Genomic DNA, 17,898 nt, shown 5'->3' on the forward strand with positions numbered 1-17,898 from the left:
CAACCCGGTTGCGGGAGGGGCGGGGTCACACGCGATCATGTGCGGGTGACCCAGGAATCAGACGACGTCGCCGCGGCGATCGCCGGCGAACTGAGCCTCATGGACCCCGCCGTCCGCTCCTCCCGCACCGAGACCGCACGCCTGCTCGACCCCGAGTTCACCGAGGTGGGTGCCTCCGGCCGGTACTACACGTACGCCGAGACGGTGGCCGGACTCCCCGACCACCCCGGCAGTTCCCCGACCGGACCCCGCTACGAACCGACGGCGATCACCGGCACCCTCCTGGCCCCCGGCCTGGTCCACCTCACCTACGAGACCCGCTTCGCCGGCCGACGAGCCCGCCGCAGCTCCCTGTGGCGCAAGACGGACGAACGGACGGGCTGGCGCATGTACCACCACCAGGCCACCCCCGTACCCGACGACGTCCCCTGACGACACCCCACCCGGGGGCGGGGGCGCGGGGAACCCGCAGCCCCTCAGGGGCGCGAGGAACCGAGCACCCCACCCCGACCGGCCCGCACCTGGCGACTCCGCCCAGGCACCCCACCCCGACCGGCCCGCACCTGGCGACTCCGCCCAGGCACCCCACCCAGGGGCGCGAGGAACCGCGCACCCGGCTGCGGCAGGCCGGCACCCAGATTCTCCGGCCCCACCCCGCCCCCGCCCAAGCGGCGCAGCCACCTTCACCGTTCCAGCAGCATCCGCTGCAACTCCCGGGCGGCCCGCGGCGGAGCCACGTCACTGCGGTGCGCCAGCGCGATCACCCGGTGCAACCCCGGCCGGACCAACGGGGTGACCCGCAGGCCCCGCCCCGACCGCGTGGCGACCATCCGCGGCACGACGGCCATGCCGAGCCCCGCCCGCACGAACCCCAGCACCGCGTCCATCTCCCCGCCCTCCACCGCGAAGTCCGGCTCGAACCCCTCGGCGCGACACGCGGCGACGGTGAGTTCACGCAGGTCGTAGCCGTGCCGGAACATCACCAGGCGTTCGCCCTCCAGGTCGGCGATCCGCACGGCGCGGCGCCCGTGTCCCGGCGGGGGCGCCTCCGGCGAGGACACCACCACGAGGTCCTCCCGCAGCAGTTCCACCGTCGTCAGCGCGGGGGAGGGGGTGGGCAGCGGGAGCACCACCAGGGCGAGGTCGAGCGCGCCGCGGGCCAGTTCCCGCACCAGGTCGTGCGAGCCGCCCTCCTCGATCATCAGCCGGATGCCGGGGTAGCGGTCGTGGAAGGCGCGCAGCACGTCCGGCAGCAGACCGGTGCACAGGCTGGGCGTCGCCCCCAGCCGCACCCGGCCGCTGCGCAGCTGCACCAGCTCCTGCACCTCGTACCGGGCGGTCTCCGTGTCCGCCAGGATCCGGCGGGCCAGGGGCAGCAGCGCCTCGCCGGCGTCGGTGAGCGTGATGTTCCCGCGCGCCCGCTGGAAGAGGTCGGCTCCCAGCTCCCGCTCCAACGCCTTGATCTGCTGCGACAGCGAGGGCTGGGCGACGTGGACCAGCTCGGCGGCCCGGGTGAAGTGCCGGGTCTCGGCGACCGCCACGAAGTACTGGAGCTGCTGGAACTGCATCCAGCCATGATAGGCCCCACCTATGGAAACGAGCCGGACCATGTCTTGGACTGATGGGGCCGTTCGGCCCTAGCGTCCTGTTCCATGGCTCTGGCAACGCGGACGGACCGACGGTCGTCCATGGCGCGCACCGTGTGGCGCTCCTCCGTCGGCAAGAAGACGGTGATGGCCGTCAGCGGGATCGTCATGCTGCTGTACCTGGTCGTCCACATGATCGGGAACCTGAAGATCTTCTTCGGACCGGGCGAGTTCAACCACTACGCGCACTGGCTGCGCACGGTCGGCGAGCCGTTCATGCACGACGAGTGGACGCTGTGGCTGGTCCGGGTCGTGCTGGTCGTCGCGGTCGTCGCGCACGCCGTGTCCGCCTACCAGCTCAGCCGCCGCGACCTCAGGGCCCGCCCGACCAGGTACGTCCACAGGAAGCCGCGGGCGAGCTACGCGACGCGCACCATGCGCTGGGGCGGGGTCATCCTCGGCCTGTTCATCGTCTGGCACCTCCTCGACCTGACGACCGGCACCGTGCACCCCGGCGGCTTCCAGGAGGGCCGGCCGTACCAGAACGTCGTGGACACCTTCTCCACCTGGTACGGCAACGTCGTCTACATCGTCGCGATGCTCGCCCTCGGCCTGCACGTCCGGCACGGCTTCTGGAGCGCCGCCCAGACCCTGGGCGCCGGCAGCCGCACCCGCGACCGCGCCCTGAAGACCACGGCGAACGTCCTCGCGCTGCTGCTCACGGCCGGCTTCGTCGCCGTACCCGTGGCCGTCATGACCGGAGTGGTGAGCTGACATGACCTCCTATGCCGACTACCCGACCGGCGAGCCGATCGCCGACACCAAGGCCCCGTCCGGCCCGATCCACGAGCGCTGGGACAAGCGCCGCTTCGAGGCCGGGCTGGTCAACCCCGCCAACCGGCGCAAGCACACGGTGATCGTCGTCGGCACCGGCCTCGCCGGCGGCTCCGCGGGCGCCACGCTCGCCGAACAGGGCTACCACGTCGTCCAGTTCTGCTACCAGGACTCCCCGCGCCGCGCCCACTCCATCGCCGCGCAGGGCGGCATCAACGCGGCGAAGAACTACCGCAACGACGGCGACTCCGTCCACCGGCTGTTCTACGACACCGTCAAGGGCGGCGACTTCCGGGCGCGCGAGTCCAACGTCCACCGCCTCGCGCAGATCTCCGTCGAGATCATCGACCAGTGCGTCGCGCAGGGCGTGCCCTTCGCCCGGGAGTACGGCGGCCTCCTCGACACCCGCTCCTTCGGCGGTGTCCAGGTGTCCCGCACCTTCTACGCCCGCGGCCAGACGGGCCAGCAACTGCTCCTCGGCGCCTACCAGGCCCTCAGCCGGCAGATCGCCGCCGGCACCGTCGAGATGCACCCGCGCACCGAGATGCTCGACCTGATCGTCGTCGACGGCCGGGCCCGCGGGATCGTGGCGCGCGACCTGATCACCGGGAAGATCGACACGTACTTCGCGGACGCCGTCGTCCTCGCCAGCGGCGGCTACGGCAACGTCTTCTACCTGTCGACGAACGCCATGAACTCCAACGCCACCGCGGTCTGGCGGGCGCACCGGCGCGGCGCCCACTTCGCCAACCCGTGCTTCACGCAGATCCATCCGACCTGCATCCCGCGCACCGGCGACCACCAGTCCAAGCTGACGCTGATGAGCGAGTCGCTGCGCAACGACGGCCGGATCTGGGTCCCGAAGGCGAAGGGCGACACCCGGCCGCCGGACAGGATCCCCGAGGACGAGCGCGACTACTACCTGGAGCGCATCTACCCCTCCTTCGGCAACCTGGTCCCGCGCGACATCGCCTCCCGCGCCGCGAAGAACGTCTGCGACGAGGGGCGGGGCGTGGGCCCCGGCGGGCAGGGCGTCTACCTGGACTTCGCGGACGCGATCGAGCGCATGGGGCGCAAGGCCGTCGAGGCCAGGTACGGCAACCTCTTCGACATGTACCAGCGGATCACCGACGAGGATCCGTACCGGGTGCCCATGCGGATCTACCCCGCCGTGCACTACACGATGGGCGGCCTGTGGGTCGACTACGACCTCCAGACCACGATCCCGGGCCTGTTCGCGATCGGCGAGGCCAACTTCTCCGACCACGGCGCCAACCGGCTCGGCGCGTCCGCGCTGATGCAGGGCCTGGCCGACGGCTACTTCGTGCTGCCCGCCACCATCAACGACTACCTCGCCCGCAACCCGCACCAGAGCGAGATCGGCGACGAGCACCCGGTGGTGCAGGAGGTGCTGGCGGAGACCCAGGACCGCCTCGGCCTGCTGCTGTCCGTCGACGGCGACCGCACCCCCGACTCCTTCCACCGCGAGGTCGGTGAACTGATGTGGGAGTTCTGCGGCATGGCCCGCACCGACGCCGGCCTGCGCACGGCCCTCGAACGGATCCCCCGGATCCGCGAGGAGTTCTGGCGGCGCGTCAAGGTCCCCGGCACCGGCGAGGAGTTCAACCAGTCCCTGGAGAAGGCGAACCGCGTCGTCGACTACCTGGAGCTCGCCGAGCTGATGTGCCTCGACGCGCTGCACCGCGCCGAGTCCTGCGGCGGCCACTTCCGCGAGGAGTACCGGACCCCCGACGGCGAGGCCGCCCGCCGGGACGAGGAGTTCGCCTACGCGGCCGCCTGGGAGTTCACCGGCACCGGCGAGGCACCCGTCCTGCACAAGGAAGACCTGGTCTTCGAGTACGTCCACCCCACCCAGCGGAGCTACGCATGAAGCTCACCCTGCGCGTCTGGCGGCAGCGCGACGCCGACGCCGAAGGCGCCATGTCCACGTACGAGGTGGACGGGATCTCCCCCGACATGTCCTTCCTGGAGATGCTCGACACCCTCAACGAGGAGCTCATCCTCAAGGGCGAGGACCCGGTCGCCTTCGACCACGACTGCCGCGAGGGCATCTGCGGCGCGTGCTCCCTCGTCATCAACGGCGACGCGCACGGCCCGGAGCGCACCACCACCTGCCAGCTGCACATGCGGTCCTTCCGGGACGGCGACACGATCGACGTCGAGCCGTGGCGGGCCTCCGCGTTCCCCGTGATCAAGGACCTGGTCGTGGACCGCTCGGCCTTCGACCGCATCATCCAGGCGGGCGGCTACATCACCGCGCCCACCGGTGCCGCCCCGGAGGCGCACGCCACGCCGGTGCCCAAGCCCGACGCCGATTTCGCCTTCGAGCACGCCGAGTGCATCGGGTGCGGGGCCTGCGTGGCCGCCTGCCCCAACGGCGCGGCGATGCTGTTCACCTCCGCCAAGATCAACCACCTGAACGTCCTCCCGCAGGGCGCGCCGGAGCGCGAGACGCGGGTGCTGGACATGGTGGCGCAGATGGACGAGGAGGGCTTCGGCGGCTGCACGCTGGCCGGCGAGTGCGCCACCGCCTGCCCGAAGGGCATTCCGCTGGTCTCCATCACCGGCATGAACAAGGAGTGGCTGCGGGCCACCCGCAAGGCGGCCAAGCGCTGACGTCCGGGCGCCGGCCGCGTGAGGGAAGAGAGACGTTCGCCGAGGGCGCGGACGGGCGGGACCGGGAGTGGTGCTCATCCCCGGTCCCGTCTCGCTTCCCCCTCCCGTATGGCGGTCGCGCCGGGAACGCCCCGGGCTCACGGGTCCGGATCGGCGAGGAGGGGGCCGAGCGGGCCGAGGTCCAGGTTGAGGTCGCCGCGCCGCAGCCCGTGCCGCGCGCACAGGTCGTCCATCCGCCCGTCCAGCAGCATCAGCGCGGTACCGAGCCGCTCCTCCTGGCCGGGGCTGAGCGTCCCCTCGTCGAAACGGCGCACCGCCTGACGTTCCATCAGCTGCCGCAGGAGTTCCACCACGGTCAGGACCAGGGCCGCCAGGTCGTCGGTGACCCGCTCGGGGTCGAGGTCCAGCGTGTGGTCGCGCGGCGCGGTCACAGCGGCCCGCTGTCCGGCCAGGGCGCCGGTACCCGTTCGCTGACCGAGGACAGCAGCGCGCGCAGGGAGATCCGCACCAACGGCACGTCGGCGACGGACAGGACCAGGTCCCCGCTGACCACGACGCCGGTGGCCAGCACCCGGTCGAGCAGGTCGACCAGCGGCACCCCCACGGGCGCGTACGGCTCCGGGCCGTTCCACGGCACCGCCGTGCGGTCGGAGCCGTCCGCGATCGGCACGCTCATGCCCGGACCTCCTCCCGCGCGTCGCACGTCACCTCGTCGAGGCGGGCGAAGGAGTACGGGATCCAGGGCCCCGACAGCGTGATCTCCAACGCCGTGCCGTCGGCGCGGGCCGGCCGGCGGACGGCCTCGAGGAAATCGGCACGCCGGCCGTCGTCCACCAGATAGGCCGCGTTGAGCAGCTGCGGCACGCTCCGGCCGGTCAGCTGCTCGCTCTGCGGCCGGTGCCGCGTCGCGGCGACGGCGTACCGCCGCAGCTCCCGGTCGACCGCGTGGGCCCGCGCCAGGGCCGTCTCGCGCGCCTCGCGCTCGGTGCGCCGCCGGGTGCTCACCCGGCTCAGGTACGACCGCCCGTCCGCCGGGCCGCCGTCCGCCGGGCCGCTGTCCGCCGGGCCGCTGTCCGCCGGGCCGCTGTCCGCCGGGCCGCTGTCCGCCGGGCCGCCGTCCCCGGCGGCACCGGACGTCCGCGCGGGCCCGGCGCCGTACACCTTCACCGCCCACTCGCTCCGGCCCCGCAGCCGGTCCAGCAGCGCCCGCAGCGGGGCCTCCCGGGCGGTCACGGCCCGTACCGCGTTGTGGTCGTCGAGATAGAGCGTCGTCATCGGCAGGGGGACGGCGGCACCCCCGCGGGCGGCCGTCTCCACCGCACGGTGGTGGGCGCGGGCGCAGCGCTCCAACTCGTCGGGCCGGTTCAGCCGTCGCGCGAGCGCCTCCTCGCCGAAGGCCGCCACGGGAACGTCCTGCACGACCAGCCGGAGCGGGCCGGCCCCGAGGATCCGCAACGGGCCCCCGCCGTCATGGCCCGGCGTCACCGCGAGCACGTCGTCCGGCACCGGGGTGTCCGTCACGGCGAACAGGCAGGTGACGCAGGGGCGCGGCACGTCCTGTCCCGTCACGGTCGGCCGATCGGCCGGGACACCTGTCATCGGATCGCCTCCCGAGCGTCGGGTTCAGCGCCCTCCAGGGCGTCGAGACGGGCACGCAGACGCGCGTTCTCCTCGGTGAGGGCGTCACGCGCGGCGCGCGAGGACAGCGCCGGGTCCGTCTCCCACCAGTCGATGCCCGCCTTCCTGGCGGTCTCGACGGTCGTACGGGGAGCCCGGCCGGGCCACCGGAACGGAGCCGGGTCCGGGACGTCGCGGCCCGCTCGCCGCCCGTGCCGTTCAACAACCCCACATCCCGGCTCCGGGCACAGGTCACGCGCCCGCCAGACGGCATCGGAAGAACAGGACCGGGCGGGCCGTACACCACCGGCCCGTCCGTCCCCTCCGGCCGAACGGCCCGTGACCTGGAGAGAGCCATGACTACCGCGACCGCTCCGGACGCCCCGCCGCTGCCCGCCGTCCCCTCCCGCTACCTCGTGACCCTCGCCCGAGACGAGGCCGACGTGCGGGCCGCGCAGCGGCTGCGGCACGACGTCTTCGCCGGGGAGATGGGCGCCCAGCTCACGTCCTCACGGCCCGGCCTCGACGTCGACCCCTTCGACGCCCACTGCGACCACCTGCTGGTGCGCGACGCCGACACCGGCCAGGTCGTCGGCACCTACCGGCTGCTGCCGCCGGAGCGCGCCGCGGTCGCCGGCCGGCTGTACTCGGAGGCCGAGTTCGACCTGACGCCGCTGCACGGCATCCGGCCCGGCCTCGTCGAGGTCGGCCGCTCCTGCGTCCACCCCGCCCACCGCGACGGCGCCGTCATCGGACTCATATGGGCCGGCATCGCCCGCTACATGGTGGACAACGGCCACGAATGGCTGGCCGGCTGCTGCTCCGTCCCGCTCGCCGACGGCGGCGTCACCGCGGCCGGCGCCTGGGACCGGGTGCGGGACAAGCACCTGGCGCCCGAGGAGTTCCGGGTCCGCCCGCGGCTGCCGTGGGTGCCGCGGCCGGATCTGGCCCTGCCCGCCCGCACCGAACTGCCCGCCCTGCTGCGCGGCTACCTCCGCCTCGGCGCCTGGGTGTGCGGCGAGCCCGCCCACGACCCGGACTTCGGGGTCGCCGACCTGTACGTGCTGCTGTCGATGCGCCGGGTCAACCCGCGCTATCTGCGGCACTTCCTCTCGCTCGTCCCGGCCTGATGGGCGCCTGGCCGCCCAGCGCGCCCTGCACCCCCGGGGCGTGCGTGGAGGGGTCGGGCTCCGTCACCGCCGTACCGCGGGCGGTGCTGCGGCTCGTGGCGGTCGTGGCACTGCTGCTGGCCGGGATCGCGCTGCTGCCGGTCGGCGGCAGGGTCCCGGCCGCGCTGGTGCGCCGGTGGGCGGGGGCCGTCGTGCGGGCCGTCGGGGTCCGGCCGCGGTTCAGCGGTGCCGCCGTGCCGGACGGCGGCCTGCTGCTGGTCGCCAACCACATCTCCTGGCTGGACATCCCCCTGCTGGCGATGGTCCGCCCGGCCCGGATGATCGCCAAGGCCGAGATACGGCGGTGGCCCGTCGCGGGGCCGCTGGCCGCCCGCGGCGGCGTCCTGTTCATCGACCGCGACCGGCTGCGCGGCCTCCCGGACACGGTCGCCGACATCGCCGGGCTGCTGCGCTCGGGGGCGGCCGTCGGCGTCTTCCCCGAGGGCAGCACGTGGTGCGGCCGGGCCCGGGGCACCTTCCGCCGGGCCGTCTTCCAGGCCGCCCTGGACGCCGGGGTGCCGGTCCAGCCCGTCCGGATCCGCTACCGCCTCACCGGGGGCGCGCCCACGACCGTGCCCGCGTTCGTGGGGGAGGACTCGCTGCTCGCCTCGCTGTGGCGGGTGGTCATGGCGGACGGACTGGTGGCCGAGGCCGAGGTGCGCCCCGCGCTCCGGCCCGGTGCCCACGCCGACCGCCGGTCGCTGGCCGGGGCGGCCCAGCGCCTGACCGGCCCCGCCCCGGCCGGGCCGGGGCATGCCGCGCCGGGTCACCAGGACGCCGTCGCGCTTCTCCCTCTCGAACCATTGAGAGAAATATAGTTATTTGTCTGTTTCCTCCGTCCTGTGCCGGTGACTCGGACCGGGAAGCCGTCACATGAAGGGAGGGCGATTTCATGATCGCCCGCGAACAGATCAGGAATGTGCTGGACCATCCCGTCTACGACGGGGAGGGGCACAAGATCGGCGAAGCCAAGCACGTCTTCTTCGACGACATGACCGGCCAGCCCGAATGGGTGACGGTCAAGACGGGCCTCTTCGGTACGAGCGAGTCCTTCGTGCCGATCCGCGACGCCTCGATGGTGGAGGACCACATCGAGGTCCCCTACGACAAGGAGAGGATCAAGGGCGCCCCCAACGTCGACGTCGACTCGGGCGGACACCTCTCGGAGTCCGAGGAGCACCGCCTGTACGACTACTACGGCATCGACTGGGACAGCGTCCTCGACGACGACGCCTCGGGCCGGAGCGGCTGGGCCGCGGGGACGGGCACCTCCGCGGCGGCGACCGGCACGGCCGCGGGAACCGCTCCGGGCATGCGGCCGGGCGAGGCGGACGCCGACCACCGGGCGAGCCGGACCGGCGACGACGCCATGGCCCGCTCCGACGAGGCCATGCCCCGTTCCGAGGGCGCCATGCCCCACTCCGACGAGGCCATGACCCGCTCCGAGGAGCAGATGCACGTCGGTGTCGAGCGGCGCGAGACCGGACGGGCCCGGCTGCGCAAGTACGTGGTCACCGAAGAGGTCGAGACGACCGTGCCGGTGCGCAGGGAGGAGGTGCGCGTCGAGCGGGAGCCCATCACCGAGGCCAACCGCGACGCCGCGCTCTCCGGGCCGGACATCACCGAGGCCGAGCACGAGGTCGTCCTCCACGAGGAACGTCCCGTGGTGGAGACCGAGACCGTGCCGGTGGAACGGGTCCGGCTGGCCACCGACGAGCACACCGAGGAGGAGACCGTACGCGGTCAGGTCCGCAAGGAACGCCTCGAGGCCGAGGGCGTCGAAGGCGCCGAGGGCGAGAGGTACGGCGACGACACCCCGCCGGACCGCCGGTGAGCCGACCGTCCGTCAGCAGGACGCGCCGGAGCGCGCGGTGACGTCGGCGGTCCGGTCGGATGACGCGGCGCCCGGGTGACGCGGCGGGCGGCGGCACCGACCGCCGCCCGTACCGCGCTCGGCCCCGCGCCCCGGGTCAGGCGTGCGGCGCCCGGACCCCGTGCACGACGGCCGCCAGCCTGCGGTAGGAGTCCAGCAGCGCCCGCCGGTCGTGGGTGCTGGTGGTGACGAGGACCTCCTGGGCCCCCGTGTCCTTCAGCACCGTCTCCAGCTCGCGGGCGACCTGTTCCTCGGTGCCGGCGATCTGGCCGGTCAGGCCCGCTTCGTAGAAACCGCGCTCCCGCGTGGTCATCGGCAGGGCCTCGACCCGGTCGGCCGGGGGCAGCGGCGGAAACGTGCCGTGCGTGCGGGAGTGCGCCATGGACCAGGCCTCCGGGACCAGCAGCCGACGGGCCTCCTCGGGCGTTCCGGCGACGGCGACCGTCCCCGAGACGACGACGTACGGTTCCGCGGCCCAGGGGGAGGGGCGGAACCGGGCGCGGTAGTCGTCGACGCCCCGCCGCAGCCGGTCCCGGTCGCGCAGATCGCCGATGACCATGGGGAGCCCGGCCTCCGCCGCGATCCGCGCGCCCTCGCCCATGGCCAGCACGAACGGCGGCACGGTCAGCCCCTCGGCGGGGCGCGCGTGCACGCCGGTCGGCGAGGTGCCGCGGAACCAGCCGAGCAGTTCGCGCAGTTGGGCGCCGAAGTCCTCGGCGTCGTCCTTGCCGCGGCCCAGTGCCCGGCGGACCCCGTCCGTGAAACCGACCGACCGGCCCAGGCCCATGTCGATGCGGCCCGGGAACAGCGATTCCAGCACCCCGAACTGCTCGGCCACGACCAGCGGCCGGTGGTTGGGCAGCATGACTCCGCCCGTGCCGACCCGGATCGTGGCCGTCGCGGCCGCCACGGCGGCGGCGAGGACGGTCGGCGCGGAGCCGGCGACGCCGGGGACGCCGTGGTGCTCGGACACCCAGAACCGGTGGTACCCGAGCGCCTCCACCTCCCGCGCCAGTGCCACGGTGTCCCGCAGGGCCGCGCCGGCCGGATGGCCCTCGCGCGTGCGGGAGCGGTCGAGGACGGAGAACCGGGCGGCTTCGATCACAGAACTCACACGGTGTTCAACGCGTGACGGACGCCGGGATTCCCTCGGGGGCCCGGCCCCCGCCCCGGACCGCCGGTGTTCCCGGGGTCCGGCCCGCGCGCCCCGGCCCTTCTTCCGGTCAGCCCTCAGGACGCAGCAGGCCGCGCTCGTACGCCCGCACCAGGTGCTGGGGGACGAGGTGGCGGACGCCGTCCACGGTGACGGGCACGAGTGCCGGTGTGGTCGCCTTCCACCGGGCGCGACGGTGACGGGTGTTGCTGCGGGACATCTTCCGCTTGGGCACGGCCATGGGGATCCTCCTCGTCGGCGGGACACCGAGGACGCTATATGAAAATGGATCCCATTAACAATTCGTCGGTCGACCGGCCGGCCGACCGTGCGCCCGCCCGGACGCGGGAGGTCTCTAGGGTGGTGCCGTGACCGACAGCAGCAAGCGCCCCCTCGCCGTGTTCGACCTGGACAACACCCTTGCCGGCACCGCCCACCGGCAGCGGTTCCTGGAGCGCAGGCCGCGGGACTGGGACGCCTTCTTCGCGGCCGCGCCGCAGGACCCGCCGCTCGCGGAGGGGGTCGCGCTGGCCCTGGAGAGCGCGCGGGAGTGCGAGGTGGTCTATCTGACCGGGCGCCCCGAGCGCTGCCGGCGGGACACCCTCCAGTGGCTCGACCGGCACGCGCTGCCGGAGGGGCGGGTGTACATGCGGCGGGACGGCGACCGCCGGCCCGCCCGCCGCACCAAGCTGGAGATCCTGCGCCGGCTCGCCCGGGAGCGCGAGGTGCGGGTCCTGGTGGACGACGACGACCTGGTCTGCGACGACGCGGAGGCGGCCGGCTTCGCCGTGGTCCGGGCGCGCTGGACGGCGCCCTCGGCCGCGCTGCGCGTCGCCCAGGAGCGCGAGGGGCGCACCTGAGGTGCGGGCGGCGGGCGGACCTGGGGCCCGTCACCCCGTCCGGCCCCCCGTCACTCCGTCTCGTCCAGGCGGAAGCCGACCTTGAGGCCCACCTGCCAGTGCGCGACGTCGCCGTTCTCGATCTGTCCGCGCACCTGGGTCACCTCGAACCAGTCCAGGTGCCGCAGGGTCTGTGAGGCGCGGGAGATGCCGTTGCGGATCGCCTGGTCCACGCCGTCGGGCGAGGTGCCGACGATCTCCGTGACCCGGTAGGTGTGGTTCGACATGCGGGTGCTCCTCTCGGCCGGGACGGCGGCGCCGCGTGTGGCACGCGTCACTCCACGGTGCCCCAAGCTGCGGCGGAGCGCGAGACCTCCGGGGTGCGGGCCGGTCTCCCCTTGACCTCCGCATTGGTCCATACCAAAATCCTGCACACCCGTCCGGGCAGCCATGCCCGTTCCCCCACGCCGGGCCCCTCGCCCCTGTCCACCAGACAGAACAGGACCCCCGTGAGACGTCGCTTCCTCGCCCTCCTCTGCGTGTCCGCCTCCCTCCTCACCGGCTGCGGTGCCGTGCCGGGCATCGGCGGGAGCGACCGGCGGACCGTCACCGTCTGGCTCATGAAGGACAGCGCCTCGCGGGACTTCCTGGACCGGTTCACCGAGGACTTCGAACGCGACCACCCCGATCTCGACCTGGACGTCCGCATCCAGGAGTGGACCGGCATCGCCGAGAAGGTGCAGACGGCCCTGGAGGGCGACGGCGAGGACGGGCCGGACGTCATCGAGGTCGGCAACACCCAGGTCCCGCTGTACGTCGACGGCAACCGGCTGCTGGACCTGACCCTGGAATCCGTCGCCAAGTGGGAGAAGGACGAGTGGCTCCCCGGCCTCGCCGACCCGGGACAGCGCCGCTTCCACCAGTACGGCATCCCCTGGTACGCCGCCAACCGTGTCGTGATCTACCGCAAGGACCTCTTCGCGCGGGCCGGGGTCACCGCCGTGCCGCGTACCCGCGAGGAGTGGCTCACCGCCACCGAGAAGCTGAACTCGGACGGGAACCAGGGCATCTACCTGGCCGGCCAGGACTGGTACACCCTCTCCGGTTTCGTCTGGGACGAGGGCGGCGACCTCGCCACCGAGGAGGCCGGCCGCTGGGAGGGCGCCCTGGACACCCCGGCCGCCCTGCGCGGCATGGAGTTCTACCGGGACCTTCAGTCCCTCGGCGCGGGACCGGCCGACGCCGACGAGGAACACCCGCCCCAGGCAGGGGTGTTCGCCGCGGGCAAGGTCGCCCAGATCGTCGCCGTCCCCGGCCTCGCCCGGGCCGTCGTCCAGCAGAACCCCGCGCTGGAGGGGAAACTGGGGTACTTCCCCGTCCCGGGGAAGACCGCGGCGAAACCGGGCGCGGTCCTCATCGGCGGCTCCGATCTCGTCGTGCCCCGCAACACCGACCGGCGCGAGGGGGCCGTGGCCGTGGTCGCCGCGCTGACCGGCGCCGAGTGGAACACCGACCTGGCCCGCACCATGAACTACGTCCCGAACAAGGCGAAGCTGGCGTCGGCGGTGGCGGGCGAGGAGGGGGTCGCCGCCATGGCGGCGGGAGCCGCGCAGGGCCGGGCGACCCCCAGCACGCCCGAGTGGGCCGCCGTGGAGGCGGCCAACCCGATCAAGACCTACATGACCAAGGTGCTCGGCGGAGCCGATCCCGCGACGGAGGCCCGCCGCGCCTCCCGGCGGATCACCGAGGCGCTGACGGTCTCCGCGGGCTGACCCGCCCCTACCGCACGGTGCTCAGCGAGAGCGCGAAGCGGCCCTCCCGGTCCGTCCACCAGCGGGACAACTCAAGCCCCGCCGCGGACAGTTCCGCGCGCACCCTCGCCTCGCGGAACTTCGCCGAGATCTCCGTGCGCAGCTCCTCGCCCGCCGCGAAGTCGACGGCGAGACCGAGTGCGCGGAGCTTCACCGTCTGCGCCGTACGGGACCGCAGCCGCATCTCGATCCACTCGTTCTCCGCGTCCCAGAGCGCGACGTGGTCGAAGGCGCCCGGATCGAAATCGCCGCCCAGCTCACGGTTGACGACGGCCAGGACGTTCTTGTTGAACGCCGCCGTCACCCCGGCCGCGTCGTCGTACGCCCGCACCAGGACCTCCTCGTCCTTCACGAGGTCCGTGCCGAGCAGCAGGGCGTCGCCCGGCGAGAGCAGCGCCCGGACCGAGCCGAGGAAGGCCGCCCGCTCGTCGGGGAGGAGATTGCCGATCGTGCCGCCGAGGAACGCCACCAGACGCGGTCCCGGGGTGTCCGGGAGCGTCAGCGGTGCGGTGAAGTCGGCGATGAGGGCGTGGACGGACAGGCCCGGCCGCTCGGCGGCGAGGGCCCGTCCCGCCCCGGTGAGGGCGCTCTCGCTGACGTCGACGGGCACATAGGTGTCCAGGTCCGTCAGCGCGCCGATCAGGTGGCGGGTCTTCTCCGAGGACCCCGAACCCAGCTCGACCAGGGTGCGGGCGCCGGCCGCGGCGGCGATCTCGCCGGCCCGGTCCACGAGGATCTCGCGCTCGGCCCGCGTCGGGTAGTACTCGGGCAGTTCGGTGATCCGCTCGAACAGTTCGCTGCCGTCGGCGTCGTAGAACCACTTCGGCGGCAGCGTCTTGGGGGTGGCGGTGAGGCCCTGGAGGACGTCGTCGCGCAGGGCGGCGCCGGTGGCGTCCTCCGGGAGGGTACGGGTGATCTGGAAGGGGCTCACGAGCCGGTCTCCTCGGGTGATGGGGCCGCCCCCGCGGCGGAGCCGGGGGCGGGGGAGGGCGCCGCGTCCCCGCTCGGGTCCTTCAGCGGGGTGAGCAGCACCTCGGTGCGGGTCGCCACCAGCAGGGTCCGGTCGGGGACCTCCTGCCAGCGCGGATCGTCGTCGTAGGGCTCGGAGGCCACGACCGTGCGGCCGGGCTCCGTCAGGTACCAGAGGGTGTCCCCCCAGGCCGTCGCGGTGACGGTGTCACCGTTGCCGAGCAGCAGGTTGAGGCGGGAGCCGGGGGCCGCCGCGGCGACCTCCTGCACCGTGTCGGCGAGCGCCTGGCCCTCCGTGTCCCCGGCGCGCAGCCGGGCCAGGACCAGCGCCCACACGAACGCGGAGTCGTTGCGCGCCTCCATGGACAGCACCGCGGACGCCGGCAGCGAGCGCACGAGCGCCTCCAGCGAGCCCGGCCAGCCCGGCACGGCCCCGTTGTGGCTGAACAGCCAGGGCCCCGCCGCGAACGGCGCCGCCGCGGCCTCGGCGTCCGCCCCGGCCAGCGTCGCGTCGCGTACGGCGGCCAGCACCGCCCCGCTGCGCACGACGCGGGCCAGGTCGGCGAAGGACAGGTCGGCCCAGATCGGCCCGGCCCGGCGGTAGCGGGCCGGCACCGGATCGTCCCCGGCGTACCAGCCCACGCCGAAACCGTCGGCGTTGACCGTGCCGTACCGCTGCCTGCGGGGGGCCCACGACTGGCGGTACAGACCGTGCGGGGGCTCCACCAGGAGCCGGCCGAGCGGCTCCTGCGGTCCCAGGAAAGCGATATGACGGCACATCAGGCGGCCGCCGAGCGGGCGGTGCGGAAGCCGGAGAAGATCTGCCGCCGGATCGGGTAGTCCCAGTTGCGGAAGGTGCCCCGGCAGGCCACCGGGTCCACCGCGAACGAACCGCCCCGCAGCACCTTGTGCTCGGGGCCGAAGAACACCTCCGAGTACTCCTTGTACGGGAACGCCCGGAAGCCGGGGTAGGGCTGGAAGTCGCTCGACGTCCACTCCCACACGTCGCCGATCAACTGCCGCACTCCCAGGGGCGATTCCCCCGCCGGATAGCTGCCGGCGGGTGCGGGGCGCAGATGGCGCTGGCCCAGGTTGGCGTGTTCGGGCGTCGGGTCGGCGTCCCCCCACGGGTAGCGCATCGAGCCGCCGGTCGCGGGGTCGAAGCGGGCGGCCTTCTCCCACTCGGACTCGGTGGGCAGCCGCCGCCCGGCCCAGCGGGCGTAGGCGTCGGCCTCGTACCAGCACACGTGCACCACCGGCTCCTCGGGCGGCACGACCTCGGTGACGCCGAAGCGGCGCCGGAGCCACTGCCCGCCGTCGCGGTGCCAGAACAACGGCGCGTCGATCCGGTGCCGGCGGATGTGGGACCAGCCCTCCGCCGTCCACCAGCGGGCGTCGTCGTAACCGCCGTCGTCGATGAACGCCTGGTAGGCGCCGTTGGTCACCGGCGTGGTGTCGATGTGGAACGCCGCCACCTCGCGCCGGTGCGCGGGCCGCTCGTTGTCCAGCGCCCAGGGCTCGCCGGAGGTGCCCATCGTGAACGGGCCGCCCGGCACCAGCACTTCGGACGGGCCGGTGAACAGCGGTGCCGGTTCCGGGTCCGGCGCGGTCAGGGCCTGCGGCCCCGTGCGGAGCTGATGGGTGATCAGCATGGTCTCGTCGTGCTGCTGTTCGTGCTGGGCGACCATCCCGAAGGCGAAACCGGCCTCCGTGAGCCGTGTCCCGTCGAAGTCGGCCGACTCCAGCACGTCCAGGACCCGCCCACGGACCTCCGCCGCGTAGGCGCGGGCCTCGGCGGGCGGCAGCAGCGGCAGCGAGGGCCGCTCGGAGCGCGCGTGCTCGAAGGCGTCGTACAGGCCGTCGATCTCGGGGCGCATCGCCTCGCGGCCGGCCACGGCGCGCAGCAGCCACAGTTCTTCCTGGTTCCCGATGTGCGCGAGGTCCCACACCAGGGGGGACATCAGCGGGGAGTGCTGTGCGGTGAGGTCGGGGTCCTCGACGCAGCTGGTCAGGAGCGTGGTGCGCGCACGGGCGGTGACGAGGGTGGTGAGCGCCCGCTCGCGCAGGGCCTCGGCGTCCAGGGCCTCGGGGACGAGGTCGGTCATGTGCGGATGTCCTTCCCGTGTGTGCGGCCGTCGGTGCCGCACAGGCGGTCGAGCTGGTCGTCGGCGGGGGTGCGGCCCTTGCGGACGTAGCGCTCCAGGTACCCGGCGACGGCGTCCGTCACCTCGGTGCCGGCGCCGATCCGGGGCAGGGCTTCCAGGGCCGTCGTGAAGCAGGCCACGGCGGTCTCCCGCAGCTCGGGGTCGGCGAGGCCGGAGCGGGCCGCCTCGCTCCACAGCGGGTTGTGCGGCGCAGGCCCCGAACGGGACCGTTCCGCGAGCGGTTTGACCGCCCGATAGGCGCTCTCGGCGGCCTCCGGGTCGTCGAACAGCGCCGTCGTCACCGCGAGCGGCACGATCCAGCCGTCCTCGCCCGGTTGCGCGTCGATCATGCGCAGCTCCAGATGGCCACGCGGTCTGACCGGCGGGAACAACGTGGACATGTGGTAGTCGAGGTCCGCCCGGGTGGGCGTCCCCGACCGGATCCACTCCCGGAAGGTCAGGTCCTCGGGCACGTCCCACGGCCCGTCCTCCCGGCGTACGCACATCACCGGGGCGTCCAGGACGTGTCCGGCCCAGGCGGCGCGCGGATCCCGGTCCAGGGCCGGTGCTCCCGCGCGGCCCGCGCCGATCTCCGTCCACAACCGCTGCCGCGTGGAACGCCAGCCCGTCGGGGCACCGGCGAGCAGCGGCGAGTTGGCGAAGGCGGCGACCAGGACGGGGCCCAGCATGTGCGCCAGCCACCAGCGCCGCCCGTGCCCCAGCGGGCCGGGCTCCTCGTGACCCGCGTCCAGGCAGACCTGCACGGAGGCCGAGGTGCACATCATGGCCCGCCCGGCCGGGCCGGTGCGGTCGAGGTACGCCTCCATGGCGTCGTAGCGCGGCTCGTGCAGGAACCGCCGGGGCGGGTGCCAGGGCTCGGTGCCGAGTCCGGTGAGGACCAGTCCCGCCTCGCGCAGGACGGCGCGGACGGCGTCCAGGTCGGCGGAGACGATGCTCACGCACTCCATCAGGGAGGCGGCGGGCGGCGAGCTGAGCTCCAGCTGGCCGCCGGGTTCGACGGTGAGCGCCGAGGACAGCGGCACCGTCCGCAGGGCCTCGTAGGCCGCCGCGAGTCGTTCGGGTGGGACGGGGAGCCGCGGTGAGCGCAGCTCGTGGACGAACCATTCCACTTCGACCCCGACGGTGCGGGGCGGTCCGGTCTTGAAGCAGATGCCCTTGACCAGGGCCTCCACCTCGGCCTCGGTGAGAGGAGTACGGGTCCCCGTACAGTCACTCCCCGAAGCACTGCTCGACGTGTCCGACATG

At 73.7% G+C, this 17,898-nt stretch carries 20 protein-coding genes and 1 pseudogene; 9 read left to right on the forward strand and 12 right to left on the reverse strand.

The genetic code is table 11. From position 1 onward, the window contains the following. Positions 1-45: 45 nt before the first annotated feature. Positions 46-432, forward strand: a complete 387-nt coding sequence (locus ACH4N1_RS19275) for a DUF4440 domain-containing protein (protein WP_398098515.1) — start codon at positions 46-48, stop codon at positions 430-432. A 251-nt stretch (positions 433-683) separates the two neighbouring features. Here ACH4N1_RS19275 and ACH4N1_RS19280 read toward each other — a convergent pair whose 3' ends face one another. Further along, entirely contained in the window at positions 684-1,568 is an 885-nt protein-coding gene (locus ACH4N1_RS19280; protein WP_398098517.1) for a LysR family transcriptional regulator, read from the reverse strand. Positions 1,569-1,688: 120 nt separating this feature from the next. On the opposite strand from ACH4N1_RS19280, the gene ACH4N1_RS19285 reads away from it, so the two are divergent. From ACH4N1_RS19285 to ACH4N1_RS19295, 3 genes are read left to right on the forward strand one after another with little or no spacing between them, the layout of a single operon-like run. Continuing rightward, positions 1,689-2,360, forward strand: coding sequence for a succinate dehydrogenase (locus ACH4N1_RS19285; RefSeq protein ID WP_398098777.1), 672 nt, complete (start codon positions 1,689-1,691; stop codon positions 2,358-2,360). Position 2,361: 1 nt separating this feature from the next. After that, complete coding sequence (locus tag ACH4N1_RS19290; protein ID WP_398098518.1) at positions 2,362-4,311, forward strand: fumarate reductase/succinate dehydrogenase flavoprotein subunit; 1,950 nt, start codon at positions 2,362-2,364, stop codon at positions 4,309-4,311. Beyond that, a complete protein-coding gene (locus tag ACH4N1_RS19295; protein WP_398098519.1) occupies positions 4,308-5,057 on the forward strand; it encodes a succinate dehydrogenase/fumarate reductase iron-sulfur subunit in 750 nt (249 codons plus the stop codon). The genes ACH4N1_RS19290 and ACH4N1_RS19295 overlap by 4 nt, the downstream gene beginning before the upstream one ends. A gap of 137 nt (positions 5,058-5,194) precedes the next feature. Here ACH4N1_RS19295 and ACH4N1_RS19300 read toward each other — a convergent pair whose 3' ends face one another. The 4 genes and pseudogenes from ACH4N1_RS19300 to ACH4N1_RS19315 all read right to left on the reverse strand — a co-directional run. Beyond that, entirely contained in the window at positions 5,195-5,488 is a 294-nt protein-coding gene (locus ACH4N1_RS19300; RefSeq protein ID WP_398098520.1) for a gas vesicle protein K, read from the reverse strand. After that, positions 5,485-5,733, reverse strand: a complete 249-nt coding sequence (locus ACH4N1_RS19305) for a gas vesicle protein (RefSeq protein WP_398098521.1) — start codon at positions 5,731-5,733, stop codon at positions 5,485-5,487. The genes ACH4N1_RS19300 and ACH4N1_RS19305 overlap by 4 nt, the downstream gene beginning before the upstream one ends. After that, on the reverse strand, positions 5,730-6,656 hold the full coding sequence (locus ACH4N1_RS19310; RefSeq protein WP_398098522.1) for a GvpL/GvpF family gas vesicle protein: 927 nt from the start codon (positions 6,654-6,656) through the stop codon (positions 5,730-5,732). Before ACH4N1_RS19310 ends, ACH4N1_RS19305 begins: the two co-directional genes overlap by 4 nt. Then, positions 6,653-6,817: pseudogene (locus tag ACH4N1_RS19315) on the reverse strand (gas vesicle protein); the annotation flags it as partial. The pseudogene ACH4N1_RS19315 and the gene ACH4N1_RS19310, both read right to left, overlap by 4 nt. A gap of 213 nt (positions 6,818-7,030) precedes the next feature. Between ACH4N1_RS19315 and ACH4N1_RS19320 the strand changes: the two are divergent. The 3 genes from ACH4N1_RS19320 to ACH4N1_RS19330 all read left to right on the forward strand — a co-directional run bounded on the left by ACH4N1_RS19320 (position 7,031) and on the right by ACH4N1_RS19330 (position 9,677). Next, positions 7,031-7,804: a GNAT family N-acetyltransferase gene (locus tag ACH4N1_RS19320; RefSeq protein WP_398098524.1), complete on the forward strand. Its 774-nt coding sequence runs from the start codon at positions 7,031-7,033 to the stop codon at positions 7,802-7,804. Continuing rightward, the gene (locus ACH4N1_RS19325) at positions 7,804-8,661 is read left to right on the forward strand and encodes a lysophospholipid acyltransferase family protein (protein ID WP_398098525.1); all 858 of its coding nucleotides are present in this window, start codon (positions 7,804-7,806) and stop codon (positions 8,659-8,661) included. Before ACH4N1_RS19320 ends, ACH4N1_RS19325 begins: the two co-directional genes overlap by 1 nt. A 74-nt stretch (positions 8,662-8,735) precedes the next feature. Next, positions 8,736-9,677 (forward strand): DUF2382 domain-containing protein, encoded by a 942-nt coding sequence (locus ACH4N1_RS19330; protein ID WP_398098527.1) that lies wholly within the window; start codon positions 8,736-8,738, stop codon positions 9,675-9,677. A gap of 136 nt (positions 9,678-9,813) precedes the next feature. Here ACH4N1_RS19330 and ACH4N1_RS19335 read toward each other — a convergent pair whose 3' ends face one another. Both ACH4N1_RS19335 and rpmF read right to left on the reverse strand, forming a co-directional pair. After that, the gene (locus ACH4N1_RS19335; protein ID WP_398098529.1) at positions 9,814-10,830 is read right to left on the reverse strand and encodes an LLM class flavin-dependent oxidoreductase; all 1,017 of its coding nucleotides are present in this window, start codon (positions 10,828-10,830) and stop codon (positions 9,814-9,816) included. 109 nt (positions 10,831-10,939) lie between these two features. Continuing rightward, entirely contained in the window at positions 10,940-11,110 is a 171-nt protein-coding gene (gene rpmF / locus ACH4N1_RS19340; protein WP_398098531.1) for a 50S ribosomal protein L32, read from the reverse strand. A 127-nt stretch (positions 11,111-11,237) separates the two neighbouring features. Between rpmF and ACH4N1_RS19345 the strand changes: the two genes are divergently transcribed. Beyond that, positions 11,238-11,729 carry a hypothetical protein gene (locus ACH4N1_RS19345; protein WP_398098532.1) on the forward strand — a complete coding sequence of 164 codons (492 nt, stop codon included), beginning with the start codon at positions 11,238-11,240 and terminating at the stop codon, positions 11,727-11,729. A gap of 50 nt (positions 11,730-11,779) precedes the next feature. On the opposite strand, the gene ACH4N1_RS19350 is transcribed toward ACH4N1_RS19345, so the two are convergent. Beyond that, positions 11,780-11,995, reverse strand: a complete 216-nt coding sequence (locus ACH4N1_RS19350; protein ID WP_363087942.1) for a dodecin — start codon at positions 11,993-11,995, stop codon at positions 11,780-11,782. 222 nt (positions 11,996-12,217) lie between these two features. Here ACH4N1_RS19350 and ACH4N1_RS19355 point away from each other — a divergent pair, with 222 nt between their 5' ends. Next, a complete protein-coding gene (locus tag ACH4N1_RS19355) occupies positions 12,218-13,480 on the forward strand; it encodes an extracellular solute-binding protein (protein ID WP_398098534.1) in 1,263 nt (420 codons plus the stop codon). A 7-nt stretch (positions 13,481-13,487) separates the two neighbouring features. Here the strand turns inward: ACH4N1_RS19355 and egtD are convergent, their stop codons facing one another. From egtD to egtA, 4 genes are read right to left on the reverse strand one after another with little or no spacing between them, the layout of a single operon-like run. Then, the gene (egtD, locus tag ACH4N1_RS19360; RefSeq protein WP_398098536.1) at positions 13,488-14,450 is read right to left on the reverse strand and encodes an L-histidine N(alpha)-methyltransferase; all 963 of its coding nucleotides are present in this window, start codon (positions 14,448-14,450) and stop codon (positions 13,488-13,490) included. Next, entirely contained in the window at positions 14,447-15,268 is an 822-nt protein-coding gene (gene egtC, locus ACH4N1_RS19365) for an ergothioneine biosynthesis protein EgtC (RefSeq protein WP_398098538.1), read from the reverse strand. Before egtC ends, egtD begins: the two co-directional genes overlap by 4 nt. Continuing rightward, positions 15,268-16,593, reverse strand: coding sequence for an ergothioneine biosynthesis protein EgtB (gene egtB, locus ACH4N1_RS19370; protein WP_398098539.1), 1,326 nt, complete (start codon positions 16,591-16,593; stop codon positions 15,268-15,270). The genes egtC and egtB overlap by 1 nt, the downstream gene beginning before the upstream one ends. Further along, complete coding sequence (egtA, locus tag ACH4N1_RS19375; protein WP_398098541.1) at positions 16,590-17,897, reverse strand: ergothioneine biosynthesis glutamate--cysteine ligase EgtA; 1,308 nt, start codon at positions 17,895-17,897, stop codon at positions 16,590-16,592. The genes egtB and egtA overlap by 4 nt, the downstream gene beginning before the upstream one ends. Between the last annotated feature and the right edge of the window lies 1 nt (position 17,898).

It is taken from the genome of Streptomyces sp. NPDC017202 (genome assembly GCF_044331705.1).
Classification (GTDB): domain Bacteria; phylum Actinomycetota; class Actinomycetes; order Streptomycetales; family Streptomycetaceae; genus Streptomyces.